Genomic DNA, 26,370 nt, shown 5'->3' with positions numbered 1-26,370 from the left:
CAAACCTACGGCTGATAAACGCAACTCCCACCAATCCACGTGCCCTGAACATGCAGGCTGGCATCAAGCACCACGAAATCCGCATCGAAGCCCGGCTTGAGCAATCCCTTACTGCCCGAAATCTGCACGGCTTCCGCGGGATAGGCCGAGGCCATTCTGAGCGCTTCTTCCAGCGGCAGGCCGAGCGTTTCGTGAACCAGCCGAACACAGGCAGCCATGTCGATATCGGCGCCGGCAAGCGTCCCGTCTTCAAGCGTCAGGCGGCCGTCGCGGCGCAGGATCTCACGGCCGTTGAGCGTGAACGACGTTATGTCGGTGCCGATCGGCGACATGGCGTCGGTCACAAGGAATATCTTCCCCGGCCCCGTCTTGGCGCGAAGTGCAGCGCCCATGGCGGCGGGATGGACGTGGATGCCGTCGGCGATCAGCCCGGCATAGAGGCTGCCCGTATCGAGTGCTGCGCCCACCATGCCCGGTTCCCGATGGCCGAGCGGGCTCATGGCGTTGAACAGATGCGTGACGGTGCGCACGCCTGCATGAACGTAGAGCCGGGCGATATCGTAGCTCGCTTCGGTATGACCGAGGCTGACGGTTATACCGGCGCTGGCAAGCCGGATCACCTGTTCCGGCGTGACGCTTTCCGGCGCGATCGTCACCATCAATGCGTCGAGAGCCAGGCCGCAGGACAGGATGAGGTCAAGATCCTCGTCCTCCATCGGGCGGATCAGTTTCGGGTCATGCGCGCCCTTGCGGGCGAGCGACAGGTGCGGGCCTTCCAGATGCAGGCCGAGGAAACCGGGAACGGCCTGCTGCTTCGCTTCAATGCCGGCAGCGACTGTGCGGCTGGTGATCTCGAACGTGTCGGTGATCAGCGTCGGCAAAAGCGAGGTCGTGCCGAATTTCGCATGGGCAGCGCAGATCGTCGCGATGCCGTCGACGGTCGGCTCCTCATTGAGCAGCACGCTGCCGCCGCCATTCACCTGCAGGTCGATGAAGCCGGGTGCGATGATCTCGCCGCCGTCGATCTTTTCCATCTCGGAAGAGATCTGTTCGACCGGAAGAATGCCAAGGATCTTGCCGCTGTCGAAAACGACCGCGGCATTGTCATGCCAGTCCGAGCCATCGAAGATACGGGAGCCGATGAGAGCCTTTTTCTGGGTCATAGGGTTTCGGTGACCTTCTTCAGAGCCGCGGGCTGGTCTGGATCGAACCCCTTGGAGCGCGACCATGCCTCGACGAAACCGTAGAACGGCACGATCAGCGAAAGCGCATCGGTCAGCGGATGGCCGGTCGCGATGAAGGGAAGCCTGTGGGCGGCCTTGACCTCGCCGGATGTGGCGAAAGCGAGCGCCCGTTTGCCCGCAAGGCTGTCGACGATCTCGACGATCGAGGCCTCGGCCGCATCGCGGGCGGCAAAGGCGAGCAGCGGAAACCCATCTTCCACCAGCGCCACCGGGCCATGCAGAACCTCGGCCGCCGAATAGGCCTCGGCATGCATGTTGGACGTTTCCTTGAACTTCAGCGCCGCCTCGCTGGCAATAGCGAGCGCCGGGCCGCGGCCGAGCATATAGAGCGATTCCGCATCGCCGAGCTGGCTGGCGAACTCGCTCCAGTCGAGCGTTATGGCCTTTGCCAGATGACCGGGAAGGTCGCGAACCGCTGACCGCAGAGCCTCGTCACCCGTCCATTCCGACAGAAGCGCGAGACCGGCAACGATCGAATTGACGAAGGATTTTGTTGCCGCGACCGCAAGCTCGGGCCCGGCATTGATATCGACCGCATGCAGCGAGGCCTGAGTGATCGGCGACGGCAGCGTGTTGGTCAGCGCGATGGTCACCGCACCGCTCCTGGTCGCCGCATCGGCCATGGCAACGATATCCGGGCTTTTGCCGGATTGGGAAATGGCGATGGCAGCGCCACCGCGAAGTTTCAGGTCGGCGCCGTAGATCGAGGCAAGCGACGGGCCCAGCGAGGCAACCGGTCGTCCGGCGGTCAATTCGATCGCATATTTGATGAAGGTTGCGGCATGGTCGGAGGAACCGCGGGCGATCGTCACCAGAAAGTCCGGATCCTTGTCGCGCAGGGCGCGACCGGCCCTTTCCAGTTCGGCAGCCGAGCGGTCGAGCAGGCGGGCCGCCGCTTCCGGTATCTCGTTGATCTCCTGGCGCATATGGGTCTGCATCGCTGGTCCTCGTTTGTCAGATATCGCCGAGCGAAAGTTCGGCGACGAAATCATAGGCATCGCCGCGATAAAGCGAGCGGGTCAGTTCCACGACACGACCGGATGCCAGATAGGACACCCGTTCGATGGAAAGCCCTGCCGCCTCGATCGGCACTTCCAGAAGTGCTGCATCGGCCTTTTTCATGTTGGTGGCGGAAATCCGCTGGATGGCGCGCACCGGGCGCGCATCCTTCTTTTCCAGCTCGGCATAAAGCGAGCCGGTCACGGAAGTCGGATCGGGCAGAAATTCGGCCGAAATGCTGGCCCGCTCTATGGCAAGCGGCATGTCGTTGCCGAAACGCAGGCGGCCGATCCGCGCGACCATCGTGCCGGGTGCAAGACCAAGCATCATCATCTCTTCCGGAGACGGATGGAACAGCCCGCGTTCCAGCCATTCGGAGCGGGAAACGAGGCCGCGCCGCGCCATGTCTTCGGTAAACGATGTCAGTTTCGTCAGCGGCTGCTCGACACGCGACAGCGGCTTGACCACGAATGTGCCGGATCCGTGCCGGCGGGTCAAAAGCCCGTCGCGCACAAGGTCATCGACGGCCTTGCGTACCGTGACACGGCTGACATTGGCATAATCGGCAAGATCCCGTTCGGCCGGAAGCGCGTCGCCGTGCCCGAGCCTGCCGGTGCGGATCGCATCCTCCAGGCTTTGTCGCAGTTTCAGGTAAAGCGGTCCCGAACCTAACGATTGCAGCCCGTCGAGGGGCAGGATGGTCGTGAGCGCCTCGCTCATGCACGCACCTCCGCATGGCCATAGGCCTTGACCGCCAGCTGCACGGCGCCGGTCAGGGCATCGGCGCGCGGCGCCGAAAGCCGTGTCCGGTGCCGTTCTGCAAGATGGGGCGGATAGAGCGTGGCAAGTCCGCCGAGCAGGCAGAGCATTCCTTGGCCACCGGTCACGGCCTCGACGGCATCCAGTGCCTCGTCGATCCCGGCGGCACCGGTGCGAAGGATACGCAGCGCTGTCTCGTCGCCTCTGTCTGCGAACTCGAAAACCTTGGGTGTGTAGCGGCCGAATTCGCCGGGTTTGGCCAATCTGGCAAAATCGACGATCAGCTCGGGATTGTTGTCGAACCCTGAAAGGATGGCCTCGCAGAGAGGCGTCATCGGTCGGATCCTGTCGAAGGCAAGTAGGGTTTCCTGCAATGCCAGCTGGCCGAGCCTTGCGCCGCTGCCGAGATCGCTGACCTGGAAACCCCAGCCGGCGATGGATTTGAACAGGCCGTTCTGGCGGATGATGTAGACCGTGCCGGTGCCGACAATGCCGATTGCGCCATCCTCGTCACCGATCGCGCCCTGCAGGGCGATCACGCCATCGGAAACGATCTCGGACCTTTTGAACGGCAGCCGGGCCGTCACATAGCCGACCACATCACCGACATTGTTGCCGGCAAGTCCGAGAATGGCGGAGGTGGACGCGAGATCAGGTTCGATCCCCGCATCGGCAAAGGCGTGCTCGGCGGCCTCTCCTATATGTTTGAGGGCCGTATCGGGATCGGTCAGGATATTGGACGCACCGCTCTTGCCGCGGCCGAGCAATCTGCCCCGGCCGTCTGCCAGTGCTGCCCGGCAGCTTGTTCCGCCGCCATCTATCCCGAGAATAAAACCTGTCATCGATACCTCCGAAGAAATGATACCAAAAAAATACCATTTACCAAGGCGGAAATGACGAAAATCTGATTTTCGCACTTATTGTGCTGATTTCATGTGGTTTTTCGCCGGCCATGATAATCCTGCAATCGATCCGGGTAACAAATATTAATTTCTCGCTGGACAATTGGTATTTTTTTGGCATCATTTTGCTCTGAGGGAGAAACGGATGAGCCAAAAAGCCACCGAAGCCAGACATGAAAAAGCGGAGGGGCTGGATCAGCGTGATCCGGCAGAGATCCTTGCGCTCCTGGCATCGGGCCAGCAGGCGGCGGCGAGTGCGGTCGATGCAGCCATTCCAGCGCTTGCAGATGCGGCCGAACTTGTCGCGCAGGCGCTTCGTTCCGGAAAAAAGTTGATCTATGCGGCCGCCGGCAGTTCGGGTCTGATGGCGATGGCTGATGCGCTGGAGCTTCCCGGCACCTATGGCATTCCCCGCGACCAGATCAGGCTTCTTCTGGCCGGCGGGCTTTCGAGCCTTGGCGACATGCCGGGTACGCCGGAAGACGATACGAAGCTTGCCGAAAGCGATGCCGATGTCATCGCTGCGGGCGACTGTGTTCTCGCCGTGTCCGCCAGCGGCTCGACCCCTTATGTTCTGAAGATCGCCGAAATCGCCAGAGACCGCGGCGCGAGGATTGTCGCGATCGCCAACAATTCCGGTGCGCGCCTGTTCGATGGCGCGGATGTCTGCGTCCTGTTGGAAACGCCGCCGGAAATCGTCGCCGGCTCGACCCGCATGGGCGCCGGCACGGCCCAAAAACTCGCCTTCAACATGATCTCCACGCTTGCTGCGATAAGGCTTGGCCATGTGCATGACGGCCACATGGTTGATCTGCGGGCCGACAATGAAAAACTGCGGATTCGTGCGGCCGGAATGGTCGCGGAGATCGCGGAGATCGGTTTTGACGATGCGCGCGGGTGGCTGGAGGCTGCCGGTGGTTCGGTCAAACTCGCCGTATTGCTCGCCAAGGGTGTGCCGGATGCCGATGCCGCACAAGAACTTCTTATCCGTTCCGACCACGTGTTGAGGAAAGCACTGGCGGAGCTGAAGATGACGGAAAATACCGTGAAATGCGCCGCGAGGCGTTAACAAAAGAGGGAGACCATCATGACCCGTCTACTGAAAGGCATGCTTTTCGCCACGACCATGTTTGCTCCGGCAGGCGCGGTTCTGGCGCAGGATGCATCGCTGACCATCGAAAGCTGGCGCAATGACGACCTGTCGATCTGGCAGGAAAAGCTGATCCCCGCCTTCGAAGCGAAGAACCCCGGCATCAAGGTGACTTTTGCACCGATGGCGCCGACAGAATATAATTCCGCCGTCAACGCCAAGCTGGAAGCGGGCACCGCCGGTGATCTCATCACCTGCCGCCCGTTCGACCTGTCGCTTGCCATGTTCCAGAAGGGCCAGTTGTCACCGCTCAACGATCTCGACGGCATCGGCAATTTCTCCGACACGGCCAAGTCCGCATGGACGACCGACGACGGCAAGACCACGTTCTGCGTGCCTATGGCATCCGTCATCCACGGCTTCATCTACAACAAGAAGGCGTTCGAGGAGCTGAAGGCCGAAGTGCCGAAGACCGAGGACGAGTTTTTCGCGCTGCTCGACAAGATCAAGGCGGACGGCAACTATATCCCGATGGCCATGGGTACCAAGGACCAGTGGGAAGCCGCCACCATGGGCTATTACAATATCGGCCCGAACGACTGGAAGGGCGAGGAAGGCCGCAAGGCGCTGATCGCGGGCACACAGAAGCTCACCGATGCAGACTGGGTCGAGCCCTACAAGACGCTCGCCAAGTGGAAGCCCTATCTCGGCGATGGTTTCGAAGCCCAGACCTATCCGGACAGCCAGAACCTCTTCACGCTCGGTCGCGCCGCCATCTATCCGGCAGGCTCATGGGAAATCGCACCGTTCAAGGCGCAGGCCGATTTCGAAATGGGCGCCTTCCCGCCGCCGGTGAAGAAGGCTGGAGATACCTGCTACATTTCCGACCATAACGACATCGGTATTGGCCTGAACGCCAAGGGCAAGAACCCTGAAGCGGCGAAGAAATTCCTCGCTTGGGTCGCATCGCCGGAATTTGCCACGCTCTACGCCAACTCGCTGCCGGGCTTCTTCAGCCTGAATTCGACGGCGGTGAAGATGGAAGATCCGCTGGCACAGGAATTCGTCTCCTGGCGTCAGAACTGCAAGCCGACCATCCGCCCGAGCGCGGCAATCGTCGGCCGCGGCCAGCCGAACCTCGACCTGGAAATGTGGCGCGTCTCGGCCAATGTCATCAACGGTACGCAGACACCGGAACAGGCAGCCGAAGAGACCCAGAAGGGTTTGGACAGCTGGTACAAGCCGGTGAAGTGAAGTGCCGCTCCCATTGATTGGGAGCGCCACACAGACGAAAAGTCCCCCTCTGGCCTGCCGGCCATCTCCCCCACAAGGGGGGGAGAAAGCAAGTGGCAGCCGCCAGTATTACTTCGACCTCGGCGGAAAGACCGGGTTGAGCCCTCCCCCTTGTGGGGAGGGTTGGGAGGGGCTTTATTTCCTCAAGGTTCAGCGCGGTATGAGCTGGCTAGCCTCAAGAGCAAGATGAGAACCGATGACCGAGGCTGACAATCCATTCGAAGCTGCCCCCATCAAGCGGCCCGCCCGCTGGCACATTCTCGTGTTTCTGGCGCCGGCCTTCCTCGTCTACACGGCGATCATGATCCTGCCGCTGATCGAGACGCTGCGGCTGTCGCTTTATAATCTGGCTGATGGCCAGACGGTGTTTGTCGGCCTTGCCAATTTCATCACGCTGTTTTCCGATCCGCGTCTTTCGGCGAGCTTCTGGAATGCGCTTTCAAACAACCTGATCTTCTTCGTCATCCACATGCTGGTGCAGAATCCGGTCGGCATCGCGTTGGCCGCCATGCTGTCCGTGTCTAAACTGCGCTTCGCCACCTTCTACCGCACCGCCATCTTCGTGCCGACGCTGCTGTCCTTCGTCATCGTCGGCTTCATCTGGAAACTGATCCTTTCGCCGATCTGGGGCATTGCGCCGGGTATGATGGATTGGGTCGGTCTGAAATGGGCCTTTGCGCCCTGGCTCGGCAGAGCGGATAGCGCGCTGATCACCGTGTCGCTGATTTCCGTCTGGCAATATGTCGGCATCCCGATGATGCTGATCTATGCGGCGCTCCTAAACATTCCAGACGAGGTGCTGGAGGCTGCCGAATGTGACGGCATTACCGGCTGGAGCCAGTTCTGGAAGATCAAGCTGCCGCTGATCCTGCCCTCGATCGGCATAATCTCGATCCTTACCTTCGTCGGCAATTTCAACGCCTTCGACCTGATCTACACCGTGCAGGGCGCGCTGGCCGGTCCCGACGGATCGACGGATATTCTCGGCACGCTGCTTTACCGCACCTTCTTCGGTTTCCAGAACCAGATGGGCGACCGCTCCATGGGCGCGACGATCGCCACCGTGATGTTCCTGATCATCCTCGCCGGCGTTTCGCTCTATCTCTTCGTCATCCAGCGGCGCATGCGTCGCTACCAGTTCTGAGGAGCATGGTCATGGCAACAGCCCGCACCTCTTACCTTCGCACCGGACTGATCCATCTGGCCCTGATCAGCTACACGCTGATCGCGCTCTTCCCGGTCTTCCTCACGCTGGTCAACTCGTTCAAGACCCGCAACGCCATCTTCCGCGAGCCGATGGCGATCCCGACGCCCTCGACCTTCAGCCTTGTCGGTTATGAGACCGTGCTGAAACAGGGTGATTTCATCGGCTATTTCCAGAACAGCCTGATCGTCACGGTCGTTTCGATCGCGCTCGTACTGCTGTTCGGCGCCATGGCCGCCTTTGCGCTCTCCGAATACCGCTTTCGCGGCAATCTGCTGATGGGCCTTTATCTGGCGCTCGGCATCATGATCCCGATCCGGCTTGGCACCGTCGCCATCCTGCAGGGCATGGTCGCGGCCGGTCTGGTCAATACGCTGACGGCGCTGGTTCTGGTCTATACGGCGCAAGGCCTGCCGCTGGCGATCTTCATCCTGTCGGAATTCATGCGTACCGTGTCTGATGACCTGAAGAATGCCGGGCGGATCGACGGCCTGTCCGAATACGCGATCTTCTTCCGTCTCGTTCTGCCGCTGGTGCGGCCGGCCATGGCTACGGTCGCCGTCTTCACCATGATCCCGATCTGGAACGATCTCTGGTTCCCGCTGATCCTCGTACCGGGTGAAGCGACCAAGACCGTAACGCTCGGCGCGCAGATGTTCATCGGCCAGTTCGTCACCAACTGGAATGCGGTTCTCTCGGCCCTGTCGCTCGCCATCCTGCCGGTCCTGGTCCTCTATGTCATCTTCTCGCGGCAGTTGATCCGCGGCATTACCTCGGGAGCCGTCAAATGAAGTCAGAAAAGCCCATCCGCGTCCTCGTCGCAGGCCTTGGCAATATGGGCCGCAGCCATGCGCTCGCCTATCACAACGATCCGGGTTTCGAGATCGTCGGCCTGGTCAATCGCTCGGAGCCGAAGCTCGATCCGGCGCTGTCGGATTACAGGATCCATCCGGATTTCCTGACGGCGCTTGCCGAGCTGAAGCCCGATCTCTGCTCGATCTGCACCTATTCCGACAGCCATGCCGATTATGCCGTCGCCGCCTTCGAGGCCGGCTGCCACGTCTTCGTCGAAAAGCCTCTGGCGACCACGGTTGCCGATGCCGAATGCGTCGTCGCAGCCGCGAAGGCTGCGGGCAAAAAGCTGGTCATCGGCTATATTCTGCGCCACCACCCATCCTGGATCCGGCTGATCGAGGAAGCGCGCAAGCTCGGGCCGCCTTACGTCTTCCGCATGAACCTCAATCAGCAGTCCTCCGGCCCGACCTGGGACGTGCACAAGGCGCTGATGAACACGACCGCGCCGATCGTCGATTGCGGCGTGCATTATGTCGATGTCATGTGTCAGATCACCGATGCAAAACCGGTCGAGGTGCGCGGCATGGGCCTCAGGCTTTCCGACGAGATCGCGCCAGACATGTATAATTACGGCCATCTGCAGGTGATCTTCGACGACAGGTCGGTCGGCTGGTACGAGGCCGGCTGGGGCCCGATGATTTCCGAAACCGCCTTCTTTGTGAAGGACGTCATGTCGCCCAAGGGATCGGTCTCGATCGTCATGGACCCGAATGCCAAGTCGGACGATATCGACACGCACACGAAAACCTCGGTCATCCGGCTGCACAGTGCCGAAACAGGCCCGGATGGGAAATTCCTGTCGCCCGACAAGGATATGAAGATGGCCGGAGAGCCGGGTCATCAGGAACTCTGCGATCTGGAACAGGCCTATATGCTGAAGGTGATCCGTGAGGATATCGACCTCACACGGCACATGGACGATGCGGTGCAATCACTGCGCATCTGCCTCGCGGCGGACGAAAGCGCGCGCACCGGCAAACCGGTCTATCTCTGACGGCCGGCCACGACATCAATAAGGAAGACGCTCTTGGGTTCGCTGCAACTGACATCCATTCGAAAGGCCTTTGGCGATCATGAAGTGCTGAAAGGCATTGATCTCGACGTCAAGGACGGCGAATTCGTCATCTTCGTCGGCCCGTCCGGCTGCGGCAAATCCACACTGCTGCGTGTCATTGCCGGGCTTGAGGATGCATCTTCCGGCTCGATTCGCATCGACGGCAAGGAAGTGGCGACCGTGCCGCCCGCCAAGCGCGGCATCGCCATGGTGTTTCAGTCCTATGCGCTCTACCCGCACCTGACGGTCAAGGACAATATGGGGCTTGGTCTCAAGCAGGCCGGCACGCCCAAGGCCGAGATCGAGGAGCGTGTGACGAAGGCCTCGTCGATGCTGTCGCTCGAACCCTATCTCGCCCGCCGCCCGGCCGAGCTTTCCGGCGGCCAGCGACAGCGGGTCGCGATCGGCCGCGCCATCGTGCGCGAACCGAGCCTGTTTCTCTTCGACGAGCCTTTGTCGAACCTCGATGCGGCCCTGCGCGTCCAGACACGGCTCGAAATCGCCCGCCTGCATCGCCGCCTGAAGGCAACGATGATCTACGTCACCCATGACCAGGTCGAGGCGATGACGCTGGCCGACAAGATCGTCGTTCTCAGTGCCGGCAAGGTCGAACAGATCGGCTCGCCGATGGAGCTATATAACCGACCGGCCAATACCTTCGTTGCCGGCTTTATCGGCTCACCGCAGATGAATTTCATTCCGGCCGAGCGCCTGGGGGAGGGCGGGATCAAGACGATCGGTATCCGGCCCGAACATATCGCCCTGTCGCGCGAGGCGGGCGAATGGAAGGGCAAGGTCGTGCATGCCGAACATCTCGGCGCCGACACGATCCTTTATCTCGAAACGGAGACGGCAGGCCTTATCACAGTGCGCCTTTTCGGTGAGCATCGCTACGGCGCCGACGATATCGTCTATGCAACGCCGGACAAGGCCCTCATGCATCGTTTCGATGCCAATGATCAGGCCGTTCGCTGACACGGGCCTTGGTCTGCCGGGGTGGTTGGAACCGTTTCTCTCCGCCCCCTTTCCCGCGTTTCATTTTAATGATGTGAGAACCTTATCGCGTCCTCTGCGTTTTATCCGCAGAGGAAACGCCATGATCACAGCAATCATAATCCTGTCGGCGGTCGCATTCGTTTCAGCGCTTATCGCCACCATCATCCACCAGAAGGCTCAGGCCTACAAAGACTGTTATCGAGAGGAAGCCGCATTGAGCGCGCTTTCTCCACGCAGCACGGGCCGTGCCGAAAGGCCGCAACAGGCGCAGTCCACGAGGCTCAGGAATGCGACCACCGTACGACGCAAGGCAGGCCACGCATATGCGCATCATGTCTGTCTTGAGCGGTAGTCTGTTTGGGAAGAAAAGGTTGGTGGAGCTAAGCGGGATCGAACCGCTGACCTCTTGCATGCCATGCAAGCGCTCTCCCAGCTGAGCTATAGCCCCATCAGGGTGGTCCGGTGTTTTCCGGTCCTGGGAACTTCGAAGCGGTCGTTTGCTTCGGAAGTGGCGGCTTATTACTTCGTGAATTTTGGAAGCGCAAGCCGAAAAATCAAAGCCCGGCAATTTTTCTGAAATTGCCGGGCTTTAGCGTTAATTACTGTTCGTCGTCGTCGCCGCCGACGCCGATGATGCCCGACATGTCGTCGTCATCTTCATCTTCCTGCTCAAGGAAGGTATCGTCTTCGTCGTCACCGATATCAACGTCGTCGTCATCGCCCATATCCGGGATGTCGTCGCCGTTGTTGTCGCCGTCAGCGTCTTCCAGCGAAACAACTTCGGCTTCCTGGCTCTCGCTGTCGACTTCCTTGATATCGTCCTCGTCTTCGGCTGCCTCTTCCATTTTAATGGCGGCGCTGTTTTCGGCGAAGAAAGACATCGGCCAGGACTTGCCGGTATAGGGGGAAACGACCGGGTCACGGTTCAGGTCGTAGAACTTCTTTCCGGTATCCGGGTCGGTACGTTTGGTTCCGAGTTCCGCTTTTGCCACTGTTAAGCCTCATAAGCCGGCCGATCAGATCGGCGCGCCGCATGTGCGGCGATGGATGAATGGGTGAAAAATCTAAGCCGGTCCCCATAAGGCCAACGGCTCTTGATGTCAAAGCCAAACTTTCCGGGCTTTCTTGGCATCCTTTAGCCAACAAGCGGATGACCGCCAAAACGCTTTATGATAACGACGGCGCAAAATTCAGAAACGCTTGAGGAATAGGGACACTCAATGTCGCATGGTACCGCGTTGAAGCCGGCGAAATCGGCACGGTCGGAAGCTCTTACAGGGACGATCCGGATTCCCGGCGACAAATCGATCTCGCACCGCTCCTTCATGTTCGGCGGGCTTGCCTCGGGCGAGACCCGGATTACTGGCCTGCTGGAAGGCGAGGACGTCATCAATACCGGCAAGGCGATGCGCGCCATGGGCGCGAAGATCGAAAAGATCGGCGACGAATGGATCATCCAGGGCACCGGCAACGGCGCGCTTCTGGCACCCGAAGCACCGCTCGACTTCGGCAATGCCGGCACAGGCTGCCGCCTGACCATGGGCCTCGTCGGCGTCTACGACTTCGCCTCCACCTTCATCGGCGATGCATCGCTTTCCAAGCGCCCGATGGGTCGCGTCTTGAACCCGCTGCGCGAGATGGGCGTGCAGGTGACCTCCGTCGAAGGCGATCGCCTGCCGGTGACGCTGCATGGCCCGAAAGTGCCGAACCCGATCACGTATCGCGTACCGATGGCCTCGGCGCAGGTGAAGTCGGCCGTTCTGCTTGCCGGTCTCAATACGCCGGGTATCACCACCGTCATCGAACCGGTCATGACCCGTGACCATACGGAAAAGATGCTGCAGGGCTTTGGTGCTGATCTGACGGTCGAAACCGACGCCGAGGGCGTGCGCATCATCCGTCTCGTCGGCCGTGGCCAGTTGAAGGGCCAGGTCATCGACGTGCCCGGCGATCCGTCCTCGACAGCCTTCCCGCTGGTGGCGGCGCTGCTGACGCCCGGTTCCGATGTCACCATCCTCAACGTGCTGATGAACCCGACCCGCACCGGCCTGATCCTGACGCTGCAGGAAATGGGTGCCGATATCGAAGTGCTCAATGCTCGCCTCGCCGGCGGCGAAGATGTTGCCGATCTGCGTGTGAAATATTCCGAATTGAAGGGCGTCACCGTCCCCGCCGACCGCGCGCCTTCGATGATCGACGAATATCCGGTTCTGGCGGCCGCGGCCGCCTATGCGACCGGCACGACGACCATGCTTGGTCTGGAAGAGCTGCGGGTCAAGGAATCGGATCGCCTTTCCGCCGTCGCTGAGGGCCTGAAGCTCAACGGCGTCGATTGCGACGAAGGCAAGGAAACGCTCGTCGTTCGCGGCCGTCCGGGCGGCAAGGGATATGGCAATGCTGCCGGCAAGGCTGTCGTCACCCATCTCGACCACCGCATCGCCATGAGCTTCCTCGTACTCGGCCTGGCTTCCGAACATCCGGTCACCGTCGATGATGCCTCGATTATCGCCACCAGTTTTCCGGAATTCATGGATCTGATGACCGGGCTTGGCGCGAAGATCGAGTTGGTGGAAGGCGAAGCCTGATGGGCGTCGTCATCGCCATCGATGGGCCGGCGGCAGCGGGCAAGGGCACGTTGTCGCGCCAGATTGCCGAGACCTACGGTTTCCACCACCTCGACACCGGCCTGACCTATCGCGCCACGGCAAAAGCGCTTCTCGATGCCGGCCTGCCGCTGAATGACGAGGCGGTCGCGGAAAAGATGGCGCGTGAGGTCGAGCTTGCCGGCCTCGATCGCGATATTCTTTCGGCTCACGCGATAGGCGAAGCGGCATCGAAGATCGCCGTTATGCCGAAAGTGCGCCGCGCGTTGGTCGAAGCCCAACGGGCTTTTTCGACAAGAGCGCCGGGAACCGTGCTGGATGGCCGCGATATCGGCACCGTCGTCTGCCCCGATGCGACCGTGAAGCTTTATGTCACGGCATCCGCCGATGTGCGTGCAAGGCGCCGTTATGAGGAGATCATCGCCAAGGGCGGCGAGGCGGAGTATGATGATATCTTCGCCGACGTGAAGAAGCGCGACGAGCGCGACATGGGCCGCGCCGACAGCCCGCTGAAGCCTGCTGACGACGCGCACTTGCTTGATACGTCCAAAATGGGTATAGAGGCCGCGTTTCAGGCCGCGAAGTCGTTGATCGATGCCGCACTGACAAAGAATTGACGGATTGCCGGGAAGCCGGCTTTTCGTTCGCGAAGATCCCGCAGTTCAGTCCCAGCGCCGGATAGCCTCCCACGGTATGACCGATTGAGAGAGGCGGGCCTGGACTTCGGGCGTGTTTAACACGAACCACCGGCGCATGCGTGTCCTAAAACACCAGGACACGATCAGGAGATTTCATGGCAGTAACTAACCCCACGCGCGAAGACTTTGCAGCTCTTCTCGAGGAATCCTTCGCATCCAACGATCTGGCCGAAGGCTACGTTACCAAAGGTCTGGTAACGGCAATCGAAAAGGACATGGCAGTTGTCGACGTCGGCCTGAAGGTCGAAGGTCGCATCGCGCTTAAGGAATTCGGTGCCAAGGGCAAAGACGGTTCGCTGAAGGTCGGCGACGAAGTCGAAGTCTATGTCGAGCGCATTGAAAACGCTCTCGGCGAAGCCGTTCTGTCGCGCGAAAAGGCTCGTCGCGAAGAAAGCTGGGTCAAGCTCGAAGCCAAGTTCGAAGCTGGCGAGCGCGTTGAAGGCGTTATCTTCAACCAGGTCAAGGGCGGCTTCACCGTCGATCTCGACGGCGCTGTTGCCTTCCTGCCGCGTTCGCAGGTCGACATCCGTCCGATCCGCGACGTCACCCCGCTCATGCACAACCCGCAGCCCTTCGAAATCCTCAAGATGGACAAGCGTCGCGGCAACATCGTTGTTTCGCGTCGTACGGTTCTCGAAGAGTCGCGTGCCGAGCAGCGTTCTGAAATCGTTCAGAACCTCGAAGAAGGCCAGGTTGTTGACGGCGTCGTCAAGAACATCACCGATTACGGTGCGTTCGTTGACCTCGGCGGCATCGACGGCCTGCTGCACGTCACCGACATGGCATGGCGCCGTGTGAACCATCCGTCGGAAATCCTGTCCATTGGCCAGTCGGTCAAGGTTCAGATCATCCGCATCAACCAGGAAACCCACCGCATCTCGCTCGGCATGAAGCAGCTCGAGTCGGATCCGTGGGATGGCATCGCGGCCAAGTACCCGATCGGCAAGAAGATCTCCGGTACCGTCACGAACATCACCGACTACGGTGCATTCGTAGAGCTGGAGCCGGGCATCGAAGGCCTGATCCACATCTCCGAAATGTCCTGGACGAAGAAGAACGTTCATCCCGGCAAGATCCTTTCGACCACGCAGGACGTCGACGTCGTCGTTCTCGAAGTCGATCCGTCGAAGCGCCGTATCTCGCTTGGCCTCAAGCAGACGCTGGAAAACCCGTGGCAGGCATTCGCCTTCTCGCATCCGGCCGGCACTGAAGTCGAAGGCGAAGTCAAGAACAAGACCGAATTCGGCCTGTTCATCGGCCTCGAAGGCGACGTTGACGGCATGGTTCACCTGTCGGATCTCGACTGGAACCGTCCGGGCGAACAGGTCATCGAAGAGTTCAACAAGGGTGACGTCGTCAAGGCTGTCGTTCTCGATGTTGACGTCGAGAAGGAGCGTATCTCGCTCGGCATCAAGCAGCTCGGCAAGGACGCTGTTGGTGACGCGGCCGCTTCCGGCGACCTGCGCAAGAACGCTGTCGTTTCGGCTGAAGTCATCGCCGTCAACGACGGTGGCATCGAAGTGAAGCTCGTTGCCCACGAAGACCTCGTAGCCTTCATCCGCCGCGCTGACCTCGCTCGCGACCGCGACGACCAGCGTCCGGAGCGTTTCTCGGTTGGCCAGGTTGTCGACGCCCGCGTCGTCAACTTCTCCAAGAAGGACCGCAAGGTCATGCTTTCGATCAAGGCGCTGGAAATCGCCGAAGAGAAGGAAGCAGTTGCACAGTTCGGTTCGTCCGACTCGGGCGCTTCGCTCGGCGACATTCTGGGCGCAGCCCTGAAGAACCGCGGCAGCAACGAGTAATCGTCGTTTCCTGAATAAAAAGAAGCCGCCGGATCGAAAGGTCCGGCGGCTTTTTTCTGTCTGATTTTGGGGCCGTTCGCCCCCTTGGATGGTGTGATCTTCAGGCCCAGCCGGCCATCCGCCAATAGAGATCGCTTGGACGTGCTTCCGGGGCATCCGCCTCTATTCTGGCTTCACCAGCCCGGTATCCCGCCGCTCTTTCTGCTTTTGTCATGGTCTCAGTGGCGTTTTCTTCGTTCTGGGCATCTTCCTGCGGCTGCTCGCTTTCCTGCTGTGGCTCGTCGCCGAAGGCGTGCTGCTGCGATGACCCGTCCTGTTCCTCGTCCTCGATCGCTTCGATCGGCTCAGGCCTTCTTTGTTCGCGCCGGGGCTCCTCGTCGTCTGCAGGGGGATAGGCGGCCACATAGGGCCACGGCAAAGCTTCGCGTGCCTGTGTTGGCAATGCACTTGCAGCACTCGCCATGGCGGCCATGTACTGTTCCGTTGTGTCCGCTCTGGGCAATGTTGCAGCGAGACGGGCCGTATCCGCAGCACTCCCATTTGCGGTCTGTGAAGGTGCTGCCGCCTGGCCGCTTTGTTGTGAGGCTGGCTGTTGCTGGCTGTTGGCCGGGCGCTGCTGATCGACAGGCTTGCCCTCCGCCGCCGTTTGCATGGCAGCCGGCGAAGCCGGAAGATGCGGGGTTTCCGGCAAGTCGAGTTCGGAAAGGGTCATGGCCAGCCAGTTCGCCAGTTTCAACAGCGTCTGGTCGGAAAGCGCCGACCAAAGCCGCGCAGGAACCGGCATGTCCCGCTTAAACATCTCCATCGCCGTACGCGCCAAAGCCTGCATTTCATCCGGTTCTGGCGTCGTAGCAGGCTGCGCGACTTGGGCGGCTGCGGTCAGGGCCTGATTACCGGGGATGGCTGTCGCCATACCGGGTTTGCCGAAATCGCTTTCCGCACGCACTAAATTTGGCTGGGGGGTAGGCGGTAGAGCAGGTTGGGATATCACCTGCCTGGTCGCTCCCGTTATCTCATTTGTGGTGGTGCCTATCCGATTTGGTGTTGCCGGTGGCACTGTATTGGATTGATCACGCGCAGATTTCGCGATGTGCTCAAGTTGATCCGGCTTGATCGTTATCGGCATCGATGTGGTGGCATTGGGAGATCCAGAAGGGCGCTGATTCTGCCCTTCTGCAAGTTTCGGCACGCCATCGTTCGTCGTCGGTTGGCGAGGAGAGGCAATCTCGTTGACGGTGGGGGCTGCAGGCACCTTTCCAGCCTGGCTTACCGGCGTGGCAGCTGCCGGGGCGCCAGTTTGCGGCAGGCGTGGACTATTGCCATTAGGAGAAGCATCCGTGCTGCCATTTTGCCGATAGAAGCTGACCACTGTTTTTGCGGCAAGATCGCGCTGGGCGATGTTGGCCACCTCCATATGGGCAGCAAGCCGGGCGGCTATCGGGCCAACCGGCTCCTTCAGAATTTCTGCCATCAGCCTTAAGGAAATGCCTTTGACGATCTGGTTCAGGAGCCGTTCCACATTGGCGATCTCCTGCGGCTTCAAGCGCTGCACGACTTCGAAGAGACGAGCCGTATAGTCGAGCAGCGACTCGTTTTCCCCGCGCGGTGTCTTCAGCAGTTTGCCGATCGTCTCGGCAAGAATTGACGACCCCTGCGCCAGCTTGAGCTGGGCAGAAAGCGAGGCGGCATCGAGGCGTGCACCTGAAAGGACCGTGTCGTTTGCCGTCTGCGATTGCGAGGCTTTTGGCGACACGATTACACGCTCAGACGTAACCGCTGCCTGTGCCTGGCTCTGGTAGTCTGCAGTCGAACTCAACGCGGCACGAACGGGTGGCAGCATCGCATGCTCCATCTGTTATCTGCGACGGTGGGACAGGTTCGGCCAATGTCTGGGAATTGTGCGGCTGCGGCCGCAACGCCTCATGGCGGGATGATGCCGATTGATAGACGTTAAATGAAAATGGTTAACGGTCGGCTAACTTGCCGCCTGCGTGTTGGCGCGATACGTCGCGTGGTGCTGCAGATTGCCGGATCCCGATCAATAGGCATGCCGAAGACGCTTTGAGCGATCTTCGAACACTCAGCTATGCGCGAAAATATCCGTCTCTTCCCATCCGAGCAGATCAAGTCTTGCGCGGGTCGGCAGGAACTCGAAGCAGGCTGCGGCAAGATCCGTGCGGTTGTCGCGGATCAACCGCATCGTCAGCTTGTCGCGCAAGGCATGCAGATAAAGCACGTCGGAAGCCGCATATTCGAGCTGCGCTTGTGACAGCGTTTCGGCGGCCCAGTCTGTCTGCTGCTGGGCCTTGGAAATATCGACCTCGACCAGTTCGCGCAGATTGTCCTTCAATCCGTGACGATCCGTATAGGTCCTGGTCAGGCGTGACGCGATCTTGGTGCAGAAGACCGGTGTGGCCAATACCCCGAACGTATGGAAAAGCACGGCGATATCGAAGCGTCCGTAGTGGAAGATTTTCTGGCGAGACGAATCAGCCAGTAGCGCGACGAGGTTAGGCGCCTGATTCTGTCCGGCTTCAATGCGGATGACGTCGGCGGTGCCATCGCCCGGCGATAATTGCACAACACATAGGCGATCACGGCGAGGGATCAGGCCGAGCGTTTCGGTATCGATCGCGATCGCACCCGTGTAACGAGCCGCTACTGCTGCCGGAAGATCTCCCTCATGGTAGCGAATTTCAGCCATAACCACGCCTTTCCAAGCATTTGAATCGATATTGCCTATAATCCAGCTTTGCTCATAGCGATATAGTGATGATGGCAGACATGATGTTGCCGTTATGGGCAAATGCTCAGCATTGCACCTATTGCATTGCTGCAATGCGCCCAACCGGCTTGGCGAGCATACCAGTGTTAGCCTATATATTGCTCATCGAACGACGCACTCCTCCTCCCAGTGTCGTTCGATACGGATCGGCAACATCCTCCTCCTCCCAGTTGTCGATCAAGTTTAAAGCCTGGCGCATCCTCCTCCCGCGCCAGGCTTTTCGCTTTTCTGGAGGTTTTTTTCCCAAAGACGATTGAACCGCGGATGCAAGATTGTTTTGCGATCCGGCATTGTCTCTTGCCGATTTGGTGGAGCTTTCAGCGCCCGAAGCCTTCTCATGAAGAATTCGCGATGGGTGCTGAACGTTTCTGATCGCGATCAGCGTAAAGCGTCGATCGCGCTGAGCACGTCGTCTTCGACCTCTATCCCATTCGCCAGAGCTTCGGCCCGCAGGCCTTTCCCCTTGCGGCCGGGAAGCCGCACGCCTTCCTGGTTGGTCATTTCTTCGGCAAGTGCAGCCATACGCATGGCGGTGCCGCCGCCATTGGCTGCGTCCGGATCGATCGCGATGATCGTGTGGCCAAGTTCCGGCGGCGGGCCATTTTCGTCAAAGAGCGAGCTGGCCTGGTAGGAGAAGTTTGCGCCTGCAAGACCTGCGGAAAGCACCTCCACCATCAGCGCCAGCGCAGCCCCCTTGGCGCCGCCCGAGGGCGCCATGGTGCCTTTAAGCGCCGCAGCGGCATCCGTGGTGGCATTGCCGTTAATATCGAAAGCCCAGTCATCGGGAATGCTCTTGCCCTTCTGGTGGGCCTCCATGACCTTGCCACGCGCGACTTTAGACAGTGCCAGGTCGATGACCAGAGGGTCCGAATTCAAGACAGGGACTGCAAAGGCGATCGGGTTGGTGCCGAAGAGCGGGCTTTTCCCGCCCCAGGGCGCCATGGCGGCCGGTGCATTGGCAAACATCATCGCGATCAGCCCCTGATCGGCAAAGCGCTCCACCGTTAGTGCCATAACCCCGGCATGATGCGAGCGCCCGATGGCGGCAAAAGCAATGCCTTGCTCACGGGTGATGGCGGGAAGCTCGGCGACGGCAAGATCGAGAGCAGGGTAGGCAAAGCCATGTGCGGCGTCGATCGACAGAACTGCGGGACGCGTGCGTGAAGATCGTGGCGTGGCAGAACCGTCCACTTTGCCGGTTCTAACCTGCTTCACATAAGCGGGTACGCGGCGAAGACCGTGGCCGGATTGGCCGGCGGCTTCCGATTGAACCAGTGCGCGGGCGACGGAAAGAGCGGCCGAAGGCACGACGCCATTATCTTCGAAGATGCCGCGGATGAGCGCTTCGGCTTCAGTCAAGGTCATATGCATGGGGAGGGGGTCCAGAAATTCCGTGTTGAGGCGAGAGACCAGAGCGAGCTGCCTAAGCCTCCAAGCGGAATTTCGGGCGGGATCCCTCTTAAGCGATCACTCGCACTCTACCGACTGGGTAAGTGAGCTGGCAACACCCGAAGGCGGTGCCGGAATTGGCGAGGCCTTGCGAATGGCTGAAGTCACGTAATCATCGATCTGAGCATTGCCTGAGGAGCGAGCAACAGAAACGCGACCGATATTGCCGCCATTGTCGAATGTGAAGCTGACCGTGACGACACCCTTGTCGCGGACCGGGCAGCGACGTGCATTGCGGGCGATCTTGGCTCTGACACGCGTCATCCAACGCGCCGGAGAGACCGAGGAGGTCGCAACGGAACCGGTCGATGACTGGCTTGCGGCATTGCGGTTCGATTGCTGGACCTGGGCCTTGGCCTGGGCAAGCTCCTTTTGAGCTTGCTGCTGCTGCGGCTTTTTGCGCTCGACCTTCTTGGGCTCTTTTTTAGGTTCGGGCTTTTCCGCAATCTCCGGCGGTGGCGGCGGCGGACGAACGACCGGCAGCGGCACCTCGACATTTTCCAGCGCCGCAGTCATCTGCTGCTCAAGCGGATCTGGCTCTTCGATCGGCTCCGGCGGTGGCTCGGGCAGGGGCTGAGCGATTTCAGGCTCGGGCGGAAGAGGTTCTTCCTCGACGACTTCTTCGGGCGGCGGCTCAACCGGATCGGGAAGCGGATCAGGCTCCTGCTGAACCTCTTCGACAGGTTTTACCTGCTCACTCTCCACCTTCTCTGAATCGGTCGTGTCGGGCGAAACCTGTTCCGCCTCCGTATTGACGGCCTCCGGCTCCGGCGCAAGCTCGATCATGATTGCGGCGGGCGGTGCGCTGTCAGCATCGACGACCGGTTCTTCCTGCATCAAAAGGGCAGCGGCGGCGATATGCGCGCTCAGCACCAGCACGGAGGCGCCGGCCCATAGCGAGATCTCGCCGATCTTCTGAACCCGATTGCGATAGGGGGCGGCAGGGTTCATGGTGAAACTCCAGACGCTGCTCCAGCGGGCGCCGGCGCAGTTTGTGCTTCAGGCTGAGCCTCAGCACCTGGCTGAGCTGCCGGTTGAGCAGCACCAGGCAATACTTCCAGCCCGACCAGCGCGATCTTCAGATATCCCGAATTGCGCAGCAGGTTCATCACTTCCATGAACTGGCCGTAATCGACGGCCTTGTCGGCACGCAGGAAGATACGCGTGTCCTTGTTGCCGCCGGTGATTGTGTCGAGCCTGGCCGCCAGTTGTTCGCGAGCCACTGGATCATTGCCGAGATTGAGCGTCAGGTCCGACTGGACAGTCAGATAGAGAGGTTCTTCCGGCCGCTGTGCAGGCTTTGCGCTCGACGCAGGCAGGTCGACATTGACGTCCACCGTCGAGAGCGGGGCGGCGACCATGAAGATGATCAGGAGAACCAGCATGACGTCGATGAACGGCGTCACGTTGATCTCGTGATTCTCCTGCAATTCCTCGCCGTGATGTTCGCGAATGCCGCCGGCCATGGTCTTACTCTCCGGCCATGAGCGATACCGGGGCCGACTTGCGGCCGCCCGGGGGAACCTTGCGGAAATCGAGGTCGCGGCTTACCAGCCGCTCGACGCCGCTGGCGGCATCGGCAAGCAACTGGCGGTAACCGGTCACCGAGCGGGCAAAGAGGTTGTAGATCACGACGGCCGGAATGGCGGCAACGAGGCCGATGGCGGTTGCCAGCAGCGCTTCGGCAATGCCGGGTGCAACGACGGCGAGGTTGGTCGTCTGCGTTTCCGAAATGCCGATAAACGAGTTCATGATACCCCAGACCGTACCGAACAGGCCGACGAAGGGCGCAACAGATCCGATCGTTGCCAGAATGCCGGTACCGCGCGCAATCCGACGGCCTGCAAAGGCCTCGATGCGCGAGAGCGACGAGCCGACGCGTTCTTTCACACCGTCACCTTCGACATGGTCGAGAGCATCTGCGGACATCTTCATTTCCTCGGCGGCAGCTTGCAGCATATAGGCCGCGGGGCCGCCGCGTCCGGCAGACGCATCGACCGCTTCTGCGAGCGTGCGGGAATTGCGGATGATCTTGATGGTACGGCCTGCGCGGGCGCGGGCGCCGGCAAGTTCAAGCGTCTTCACCAGCCAAACGGTCCAGGTTGCGAGCGATGCGATGGCAAGCCCGATCATGACGCTTTTCACGACCCAGTCTGCCGCCATGAACATGCCCCAAGGGGAGAGATCATGCGGAATTGTCAGCGCTTCCGGCTCCTCAGCCGGGGCAAGATCCGTCACGGTTTCCTGCGGCAACTGTGCCTGAACGGGAGCGGAACCGGCGTCCACGGCGGGCGCGTCAGGCGTCGAGGTGGGGGCGGGCTGAGAAGCGGCTGGAGCTGGCGTCTCGGCCGGTGTGGAAGGTGCAGTCGGCTGCGCCGGTGCCTGGGTAGCGGGAGCCGTCTCGTTTGCTGGCGGTGCGGCAGGTGCTACGCTTTCTGAAGGAGCAGAAGGCGCTGTAGGAGCCTGCGCAGTTGTCGGTGCGGCGGGAGCAGCCCGACCGGTCGTCGGCGCAGCGGAAGAAGCGGGGGCCGGCTGTTGTGTCGTGTTATCCGCCTGCGGAGAGGCTGGTGCCTCTGGAGCAGAGGTTTGGGCCATTGCCATTGCGCTCAGCAGGGTAAGCGTCGCAACCGTGAGCCCGAGATGTTTCGCAACCTTCCCAAGGCGGCGGTTTCCGGCGACGGCAGGGGCAAAAGCAGCAGACATTTCAGGCGATACTCCGACTATTGCCGAAAGGCATTTTTGCCGGCTCGGCACGATATCATTCGGTCACGGCCCAACTTGAGGCCAGCAACAGACTTTGCTGCTATGCGATAATAAACATGACTACAAATGGCAACTAATAAATCTTGAGTGAAGCCGCCAATTTTACCTTCAGCATATCGTAAATGACGGAAGTCAGGCCTGTTGTGGTCTGCGCCATACCAAAATGGCGCAGACCAAATGCTTGTTGGATGTCTGGTTTGAAGACTTAGCGAGCTAGCCAGCCGCCATCTACGGGCAGCACGGTGCCATGGATATAGTCCGACGCCGAAGAGGCAAGGAAGACGGCAGCGCCGCCGAGTTCTTCCGGCTTGCCCCAGTGGCCGGCCGGAATGCGTGCCAGAATGGCGGCATTGCGGTCGGGATCGTTGCGCAGTGCCTCGGTATTGTTGGTCGAGAAATAGCCGGGCGCAATCGCGTTGACGTTAATGCCCTTGCCCGCCCATTCGCAGGCCAGAAGCCGGGTCAGGCCGGCAAGGCCGCTCTTCGATGCCGTATAGGATGGGATGCGGATGCCGCCCTGGAAGGATAAAAGCGAGGCGATGTTGACGATCTTTCCGCCCTTTTCGGCTGCAACGAGCCGCCGGGCAAAGGCCTGAGACAGAAAGAAGACGTTCTTCAGGTTCACGTCCATCACCGCGTCCCAGTCTTCCTCGGTAAAGTCGAGGGCATCGGCGCGACGGATGATCCCGGCATTGTTGATGAGCACATCGGCGCCGCCGGACCATGCTGTCGTCTCGTCCAAAATACGCTCGATCGGTTCAAGCGTGGAAAGATCCGCCGAGATCGCGAGGCTTTCACCGCCGGCGGCTTTGATCGCAGCTTCGGTCTCTGCCATCGATGAGCGACCGACCAGCGCCACTTTGGCTCCAGCTTCGGCAAGCGCCACCGCGATTGCCTGGCCGAGGCCGGTATTGGCCCCGGTAACGATTGCTGTCTTGCCGGTCAGGTCGAACGAATTAGCCATGTAAACCTCCACATAAACGAAAACCGCCGGGGATTGCTCCCCGGCGGCTGTTCGTAACATGACAATTGTCAAGCTTAAAGCGTGCGCGTGATATGTTCTACGCGGAAGCACTCGATCGTATCGCCGGCGCGGATATCTTCGTAGTTTTCGAAAGCCATACCGCATTCCTGACCCATCGGCACTTCGGCAACTTCGTCCTTGAAGCGCTTGAGCGTCTTGAGCTTGCCTTCGTGGATGACGACGTTGTCGCGGATGAGGCGTACGCCTGCACCACGCTCGACCTTGCCTTCGACAACACGGCAACCGGCAACCTTGCCGACCTTGGTGATGTTGAAGACTTCCAGGATCTCGGCATTGCCGAGGAAGGTTTCGCGGCGTTCCGGCGAGAGCAGACCCGACATCGCTGCCTTAACGTCATCTACCAGATCGTAGATGATGTTGTAGTAGCGGATATCGATACCGTTGCGCTCGGCCGTCGTGCGGGCCTGGGTGTTGGCGCGAACGTTGAAGCCGATGATGGCGGCATCCGATGCCTCGGCGAGCGAGATATCCGACTCCGTGATGGCACCGGCGCCCGAATGGACGATGCGTGCGCGAACTTCGTCGGTACCGAGCTTGTCGAGCGACGCGATGATCGCTTCGACCGAACCCTGCACGTCGCCCTTGATGACCAGCGGGAATTCCTTGAAACCGGTATTCTGCAGCTTGCTCATCATCTGTTCGAGCGAACCGCGCTGACCGGTCTGACGGGCAACGGCCTTGTCGCGTGCCAGACGCTGACGGTATTCCGAGATTTCGCGGGCGCGCGCTTCGTTTTCGACGACCGCGAAACGGTCACCGGCAGCAGGCGTACCCGAGAGACCAAGGACTTCGACCGGAGTTGCCGGACCGGCTTCCTTGACGTGATCGCCCTTGTCGGTGACGAGAGCGCGAACACGGCCCCACTGATCGCCGGCAACGATGATCTGGCCAGGCTTCAGAGTGCCCTTCTGGACGAGTACGGTCGCAACCGCACCGCGACCACGGTCGAGCTGGGCTTCGATAACGGTACCTTCGGCCGTACGGGTCGGATCGGCCTTCAGGTCGAGGATTTCAGCCTGCAGCAGAACGGCCTCGAGCAGCTTGTCGAGGTTGGTCTTGTTCTTGGCCGAAACTTCGACGTCGAGCACTTCACCGCCGAGCGATTCGACGAAGACTTCGTGCTGCAGAAGCTGCTGACGGACCTTGTCCGGCTTGGCTTCGTGCTTGTCGATCTTGTTGATCGCCACGATGATCGGAACACCGGCCGCCTTGGCGTGGTTGATGGATTCGATCGTCTGCGGCATCACGCTGTCGTCGGCTGCAACCACGAGAATTGCGATATCCGTCGCCTGCGCACCACGGGCACGCATGGCCGTAAAGGCGGCGTGACCGGGGGTGTCGATGAAGGTGATCTTCTGACCGTTCTTTTCGACCTGATAGGCACCGATATGCTGGGTGATGCCACCGGCTTCGCCGGAAACGACATTCGCCTGGCGGATGGCGTCGAGCAGCGAGGTCTTGCCGTGGTCGACGTGACCCATGATCGTGACGACCGGCGGACGCGAAACCATTTCGCCCGCATCGTCGGCCTTGTCGAAGATGCCCTCTTCAACGTCGGATTCCGAAACGCGCTTGACGGTATGGCCGAATTCGGCGGCGATGAGTTCTGCAAGGTCGGCGTCGATGACGTCGCCCGGCTTCATCATCTGGCCTTCCTTCATCAGGTACTTGATAACGTCGACCGCGCGTTCGGACATGCGCTGCGACAGTTCCTGAATGGTGATGGTTTCCGGCAGGATGACTTCGCGAGCGACCTTTTCACGGGTCTCCTGCATCTGGCTGCGGCGGAACTTTTCCTGTCGGCGGCGCATGGCCGCCATCGAACGGCCGCGGTTGTTGCCGTCATCGTCGGTGCTGGCAGCGGTGATCGTCAGCTTGCCCTGGCGGCGGCCTTCGTCGCCCTTCGGGCGTGCCGGCGGCTTGGCAGGGGCGGGCGCCGCGACGCGACCGCGACCGGGTGCACCGGCCGGACCACGAGCAGGACCACGATCATCGTCTTCATCATTGCCACGACGGCCGCGTACGGCGCCGGGCTGCGCTGCAGGAGCGTCGGCACCGGGGCGCGGCGACTGCGGGCGACCGGCCGGACCACGATCGGCAGGTGCGCGATCGGCGGTACGTTCCGGGGTCCGGGCTGCTGCCGGAGCAGGCTCTGCTGCAACGGGTTCGGGTTCCGGCTCGGGCTTCGGCATGGCTGCAAGGCGGGCAGCCTCGGCAGCTTCTTCAGCCTTGCGGGCCTCTGCTTCGGCGGCGCGACGTGCTTCGTCTTCAGCGCGCTGCTTGGCTTCGATGACTTCGCGTGCCTGTGCTTCCATCAGCGCGCGGCGACGGGCTTCCATTTCTCCTGCGGAGAGATCGTGAAGCACGTTCGGGCGGCTCTGCTGCGGACGCTGGCCGGACTGCTGCGGGCGCTGGCCCTGCTGCGGACGTTGGCCCTGTTGTTGGCCGTAGTTGGAGCCTGGACGCTGGCCCTGATGAGAGCCGGGGCGCTGGCCCTGCGGCTGTGCCGGGCGCTGAGCCTGCGGAGCAGGCTGCTGTACAGGAGCTGCCGGCTGCGGGCGCGGCTGCTGAGGCGCAGGCTGTGCTGCAGCTTCAACAGGGCGCGGAGCCGGTGCTGGTGCTGCAGGGGCTGCGATCGGGGTAATCGGCTTTTCGTCCTGCGGACGGGTCGGGCGGCGTTTCACCGTTTCGACGACGACCGCTTTCGTGCGGCCGCGACCCATATCCTGGCGTACAGTACCCTGGTTCATGCCGGATGGCTTGAGCGAGAGGGTCTTCTTCACGCCGAGTGTCTTGTCGTCTTTGTTGTCGGTCATTCCGTTCCTGTTC

General features: G+C 60.8%; 24 protein-coding genes and 1 tRNA gene. 11 read left to right on the top strand and 14 right to left on the bottom strand.

Going from position 1 to position 26,370, the window contains the following annotated elements; all coding sequences use genetic code 11:
* Positions 1-5: 5 nt before the first annotated feature.
* Genes nagA through JNB91_RS11295 form a run of 4 tightly spaced genes read right to left on the bottom strand, consistent with a single transcriptional unit; the run spans position 6 to position 3,844 of the window.
* Positions 6-1,163, bottom strand: a complete 1,158-nt coding sequence (gene nagA, locus JNB91_RS11310; RefSeq protein WP_220325603.1) for an N-acetylglucosamine-6-phosphate deacetylase — start codon at positions 1,161-1,163, stop codon at positions 6-8.
* The gene (locus tag JNB91_RS11305) at positions 1,160-2,182 is read right to left on the bottom strand and encodes an SIS domain-containing protein (protein ID WP_220325602.1); all 1,023 of its coding nucleotides are present in this window, start codon (positions 2,180-2,182) and stop codon (positions 1,160-1,162) included. The genes nagA and JNB91_RS11305 overlap by 4 nt, the downstream gene beginning before the upstream one ends.
* A gap of 16 nt (positions 2,183-2,198) precedes the next feature.
* Complete coding sequence (locus tag JNB91_RS11300; RefSeq protein ID WP_220325601.1) at positions 2,199-2,963, bottom strand: GntR family transcriptional regulator; 765 nt, start codon at positions 2,961-2,963, stop codon at positions 2,199-2,201.
* Entirely contained in the window at positions 2,960-3,844 is an 885-nt protein-coding gene (locus JNB91_RS11295) for a glucosamine kinase nucleotide-binding domain-containing protein (protein WP_220325600.1), read from the bottom strand. Before JNB91_RS11295 ends, JNB91_RS11300 begins: the two co-directional genes overlap by 4 nt.
* Before the next feature lie 205 nt (positions 3,845-4,049).
* Between JNB91_RS11295 and JNB91_RS11290 the strand changes: the two genes are divergently transcribed.
* From JNB91_RS11290 to JNB91_RS11260, 7 genes are all read left to right on the top strand, one after another.
* Positions 4,050-4,973, top strand: coding sequence for an N-acetylmuramic acid 6-phosphate etherase (locus JNB91_RS11290; RefSeq protein ID WP_220325599.1), 924 nt, complete (start codon positions 4,050-4,052; stop codon positions 4,971-4,973).
* 18 nt (positions 4,974-4,991) lie between these two features.
* Entirely contained in the window at positions 4,992-6,248 is a 1,257-nt protein-coding gene (locus JNB91_RS11285) for an ABC transporter substrate-binding protein (RefSeq protein ID WP_220325598.1), read from the top strand.
* A gap of 235 nt (positions 6,249-6,483) precedes the next feature.
* Positions 6,484-7,431: a carbohydrate ABC transporter permease gene (locus JNB91_RS11280; RefSeq protein WP_220325597.1), complete on the top strand. Its 948-nt coding sequence runs from the start codon at positions 6,484-6,486 to the stop codon at positions 7,429-7,431.
* Between the two features lie 11 nt (positions 7,432-7,442).
* Positions 7,443-8,282 carry a carbohydrate ABC transporter permease gene (locus tag JNB91_RS11275; protein WP_220325596.1) on the top strand — a complete coding sequence of 280 codons (840 nt, stop codon included), beginning with the start codon at positions 7,443-7,445 and terminating at the stop codon, positions 8,280-8,282.
* Positions 8,279-9,340 carry a Gfo/Idh/MocA family protein gene (locus JNB91_RS11270; protein WP_220325595.1) on the top strand — a complete coding sequence of 354 codons (1,062 nt, stop codon included), beginning with the start codon at positions 8,279-8,281 and terminating at the stop codon, positions 9,338-9,340. Before JNB91_RS11275 ends, JNB91_RS11270 begins: the two co-directional genes overlap by 4 nt.
* 33 nt (positions 9,341-9,373) lie before the next feature.
* Entirely contained in the window at positions 9,374-10,375 is a 1,002-nt protein-coding gene (locus tag JNB91_RS11265; RefSeq protein ID WP_220325594.1) for an ABC transporter ATP-binding protein, read from the top strand.
* A 121-nt stretch (positions 10,376-10,496) separates the two neighbouring features.
* Positions 10,497-10,748: a hypothetical protein gene (locus JNB91_RS11260; RefSeq protein WP_220325593.1), complete on the top strand. Its 252-nt coding sequence runs from the start codon at positions 10,497-10,499 to the stop codon at positions 10,746-10,748.
* Between the two features lie 20 nt (positions 10,749-10,768).
* Here JNB91_RS11260 and JNB91_RS11255 read toward each other — a convergent pair.
* Positions 10,769-10,844: transfer RNA gene (locus tag JNB91_RS11255), tRNA-Ala, on the bottom strand.
* Between the two features lie 151 nt (positions 10,845-10,995).
* Positions 10,996-11,388: a TIGR02300 family protein gene (locus tag JNB91_RS11250; RefSeq protein ID WP_220325592.1), complete on the bottom strand. Its 393-nt coding sequence runs from the start codon at positions 11,386-11,388 to the stop codon at positions 10,996-10,998.
* A gap of 59 nt (positions 11,389-11,447) precedes the next feature.
* Between JNB91_RS11250 and JNB91_RS11245 the strand changes: the two genes are divergently transcribed.
* From JNB91_RS11245 to rpsA, 4 genes are all read left to right on the top strand, one after another.
* A complete protein-coding gene (locus tag JNB91_RS11245) occupies positions 11,448-11,600 on the top strand; it encodes a hypothetical protein (RefSeq protein WP_220325591.1) in 153 nt (50 codons plus the stop codon).
* 16 nt (positions 11,601-11,616) lie between these two features.
* Positions 11,617-12,981, top strand: a complete 1,365-nt coding sequence (gene aroA, locus JNB91_RS11240) for a 3-phosphoshikimate 1-carboxyvinyltransferase (RefSeq protein ID WP_220325590.1) — start codon at positions 11,617-11,619, stop codon at positions 12,979-12,981.
* Positions 12,981-13,616 (top strand): (d)CMP kinase, encoded by a 636-nt coding sequence (gene cmk / locus JNB91_RS11235; RefSeq protein WP_220325589.1) that lies wholly within the window; start codon positions 12,981-12,983, stop codon positions 13,614-13,616. Before aroA ends, cmk begins: the two co-directional genes overlap by 1 nt.
* A gap of 176 nt (positions 13,617-13,792) precedes the next feature.
* A complete protein-coding gene (gene rpsA / locus JNB91_RS11230) occupies positions 13,793-15,499 on the top strand; it encodes a 30S ribosomal protein S1 (protein ID WP_220325588.1) in 1,707 nt (568 codons plus the stop codon).
* Between the two features lie 100 nt (positions 15,500-15,599).
* Here the strand turns inward: rpsA and JNB91_RS11225 are convergent, their stop codons facing one another.
* From JNB91_RS11225 to infB, 8 genes are all read right to left on the bottom strand, one after another.
* Positions 15,600-17,339, bottom strand: coding sequence for a hypothetical protein (locus JNB91_RS11225; RefSeq protein ID WP_220325587.1), 1,740 nt, complete (start codon positions 17,337-17,339; stop codon positions 15,600-15,602).
* Positions 17,340-17,579: 240 nt separating this feature from the next.
* On the bottom strand, positions 17,580-18,203 hold the full coding sequence (locus tag JNB91_RS11220; RefSeq protein WP_220325586.1) for a ribonuclease D: 624 nt from the start codon (positions 18,201-18,203) through the stop codon (positions 17,580-17,582).
* A gap of 459 nt (positions 18,204-18,662) precedes the next feature.
* Entirely contained in the window at positions 18,663-19,655 is a 993-nt protein-coding gene (locus tag JNB91_RS11215; protein WP_220325585.1) for an Ldh family oxidoreductase, read from the bottom strand.
* A gap of 96 nt (positions 19,656-19,751) precedes the next feature.
* Positions 19,752-20,684: an energy transducer TonB family protein gene (locus tag JNB91_RS11210; RefSeq protein WP_220325584.1), complete on the bottom strand. Its 933-nt coding sequence runs from the start codon at positions 20,682-20,684 to the stop codon at positions 19,752-19,754.
* Entirely contained in the window at positions 20,681-21,199 is a 519-nt protein-coding gene (exbD, locus tag JNB91_RS11205) for a TonB system transport protein ExbD (protein ID WP_220325583.1), read from the bottom strand. Before exbD ends, JNB91_RS11210 begins: the two co-directional genes overlap by 4 nt.
* Before the next feature lie 4 nt (positions 21,200-21,203).
* Positions 21,204-22,436: a tonB-system energizer ExbB gene (gene exbB, locus JNB91_RS11200; protein ID WP_220325582.1), complete on the bottom strand. Its 1,233-nt coding sequence runs from the start codon at positions 22,434-22,436 to the stop codon at positions 21,204-21,206.
* Between the two features lie 265 nt (positions 22,437-22,701).
* Positions 22,702-23,460, bottom strand: a complete 759-nt coding sequence (gene kduD, locus JNB91_RS11195; protein ID WP_220325581.1) for a 2-dehydro-3-deoxy-D-gluconate 5-dehydrogenase KduD — start codon at positions 23,458-23,460, stop codon at positions 22,702-22,704.
* A gap of 74 nt (positions 23,461-23,534) precedes the next feature.
* A complete protein-coding gene (gene infB, locus JNB91_RS11190; RefSeq protein ID WP_220325580.1) occupies positions 23,535-26,357 on the bottom strand; it encodes a translation initiation factor IF-2 in 2,823 nt (940 codons plus the stop codon).
* Between the last annotated feature and the right edge of the window lie 13 nt (positions 26,358-26,370).

It is taken from the genome of Aliirhizobium wenxiniae (assembly GCF_019511445.1).
Lineage (GTDB): Bacteria > Pseudomonadota > Alphaproteobacteria > Rhizobiales > Rhizobiaceae > Neorhizobium > Neorhizobium wenxiniae_A.
The sequence above is the reverse complement of the archived record's forward strand: the minus strand, read 5'-3'. Positions and strand labels throughout refer to the sequence as shown.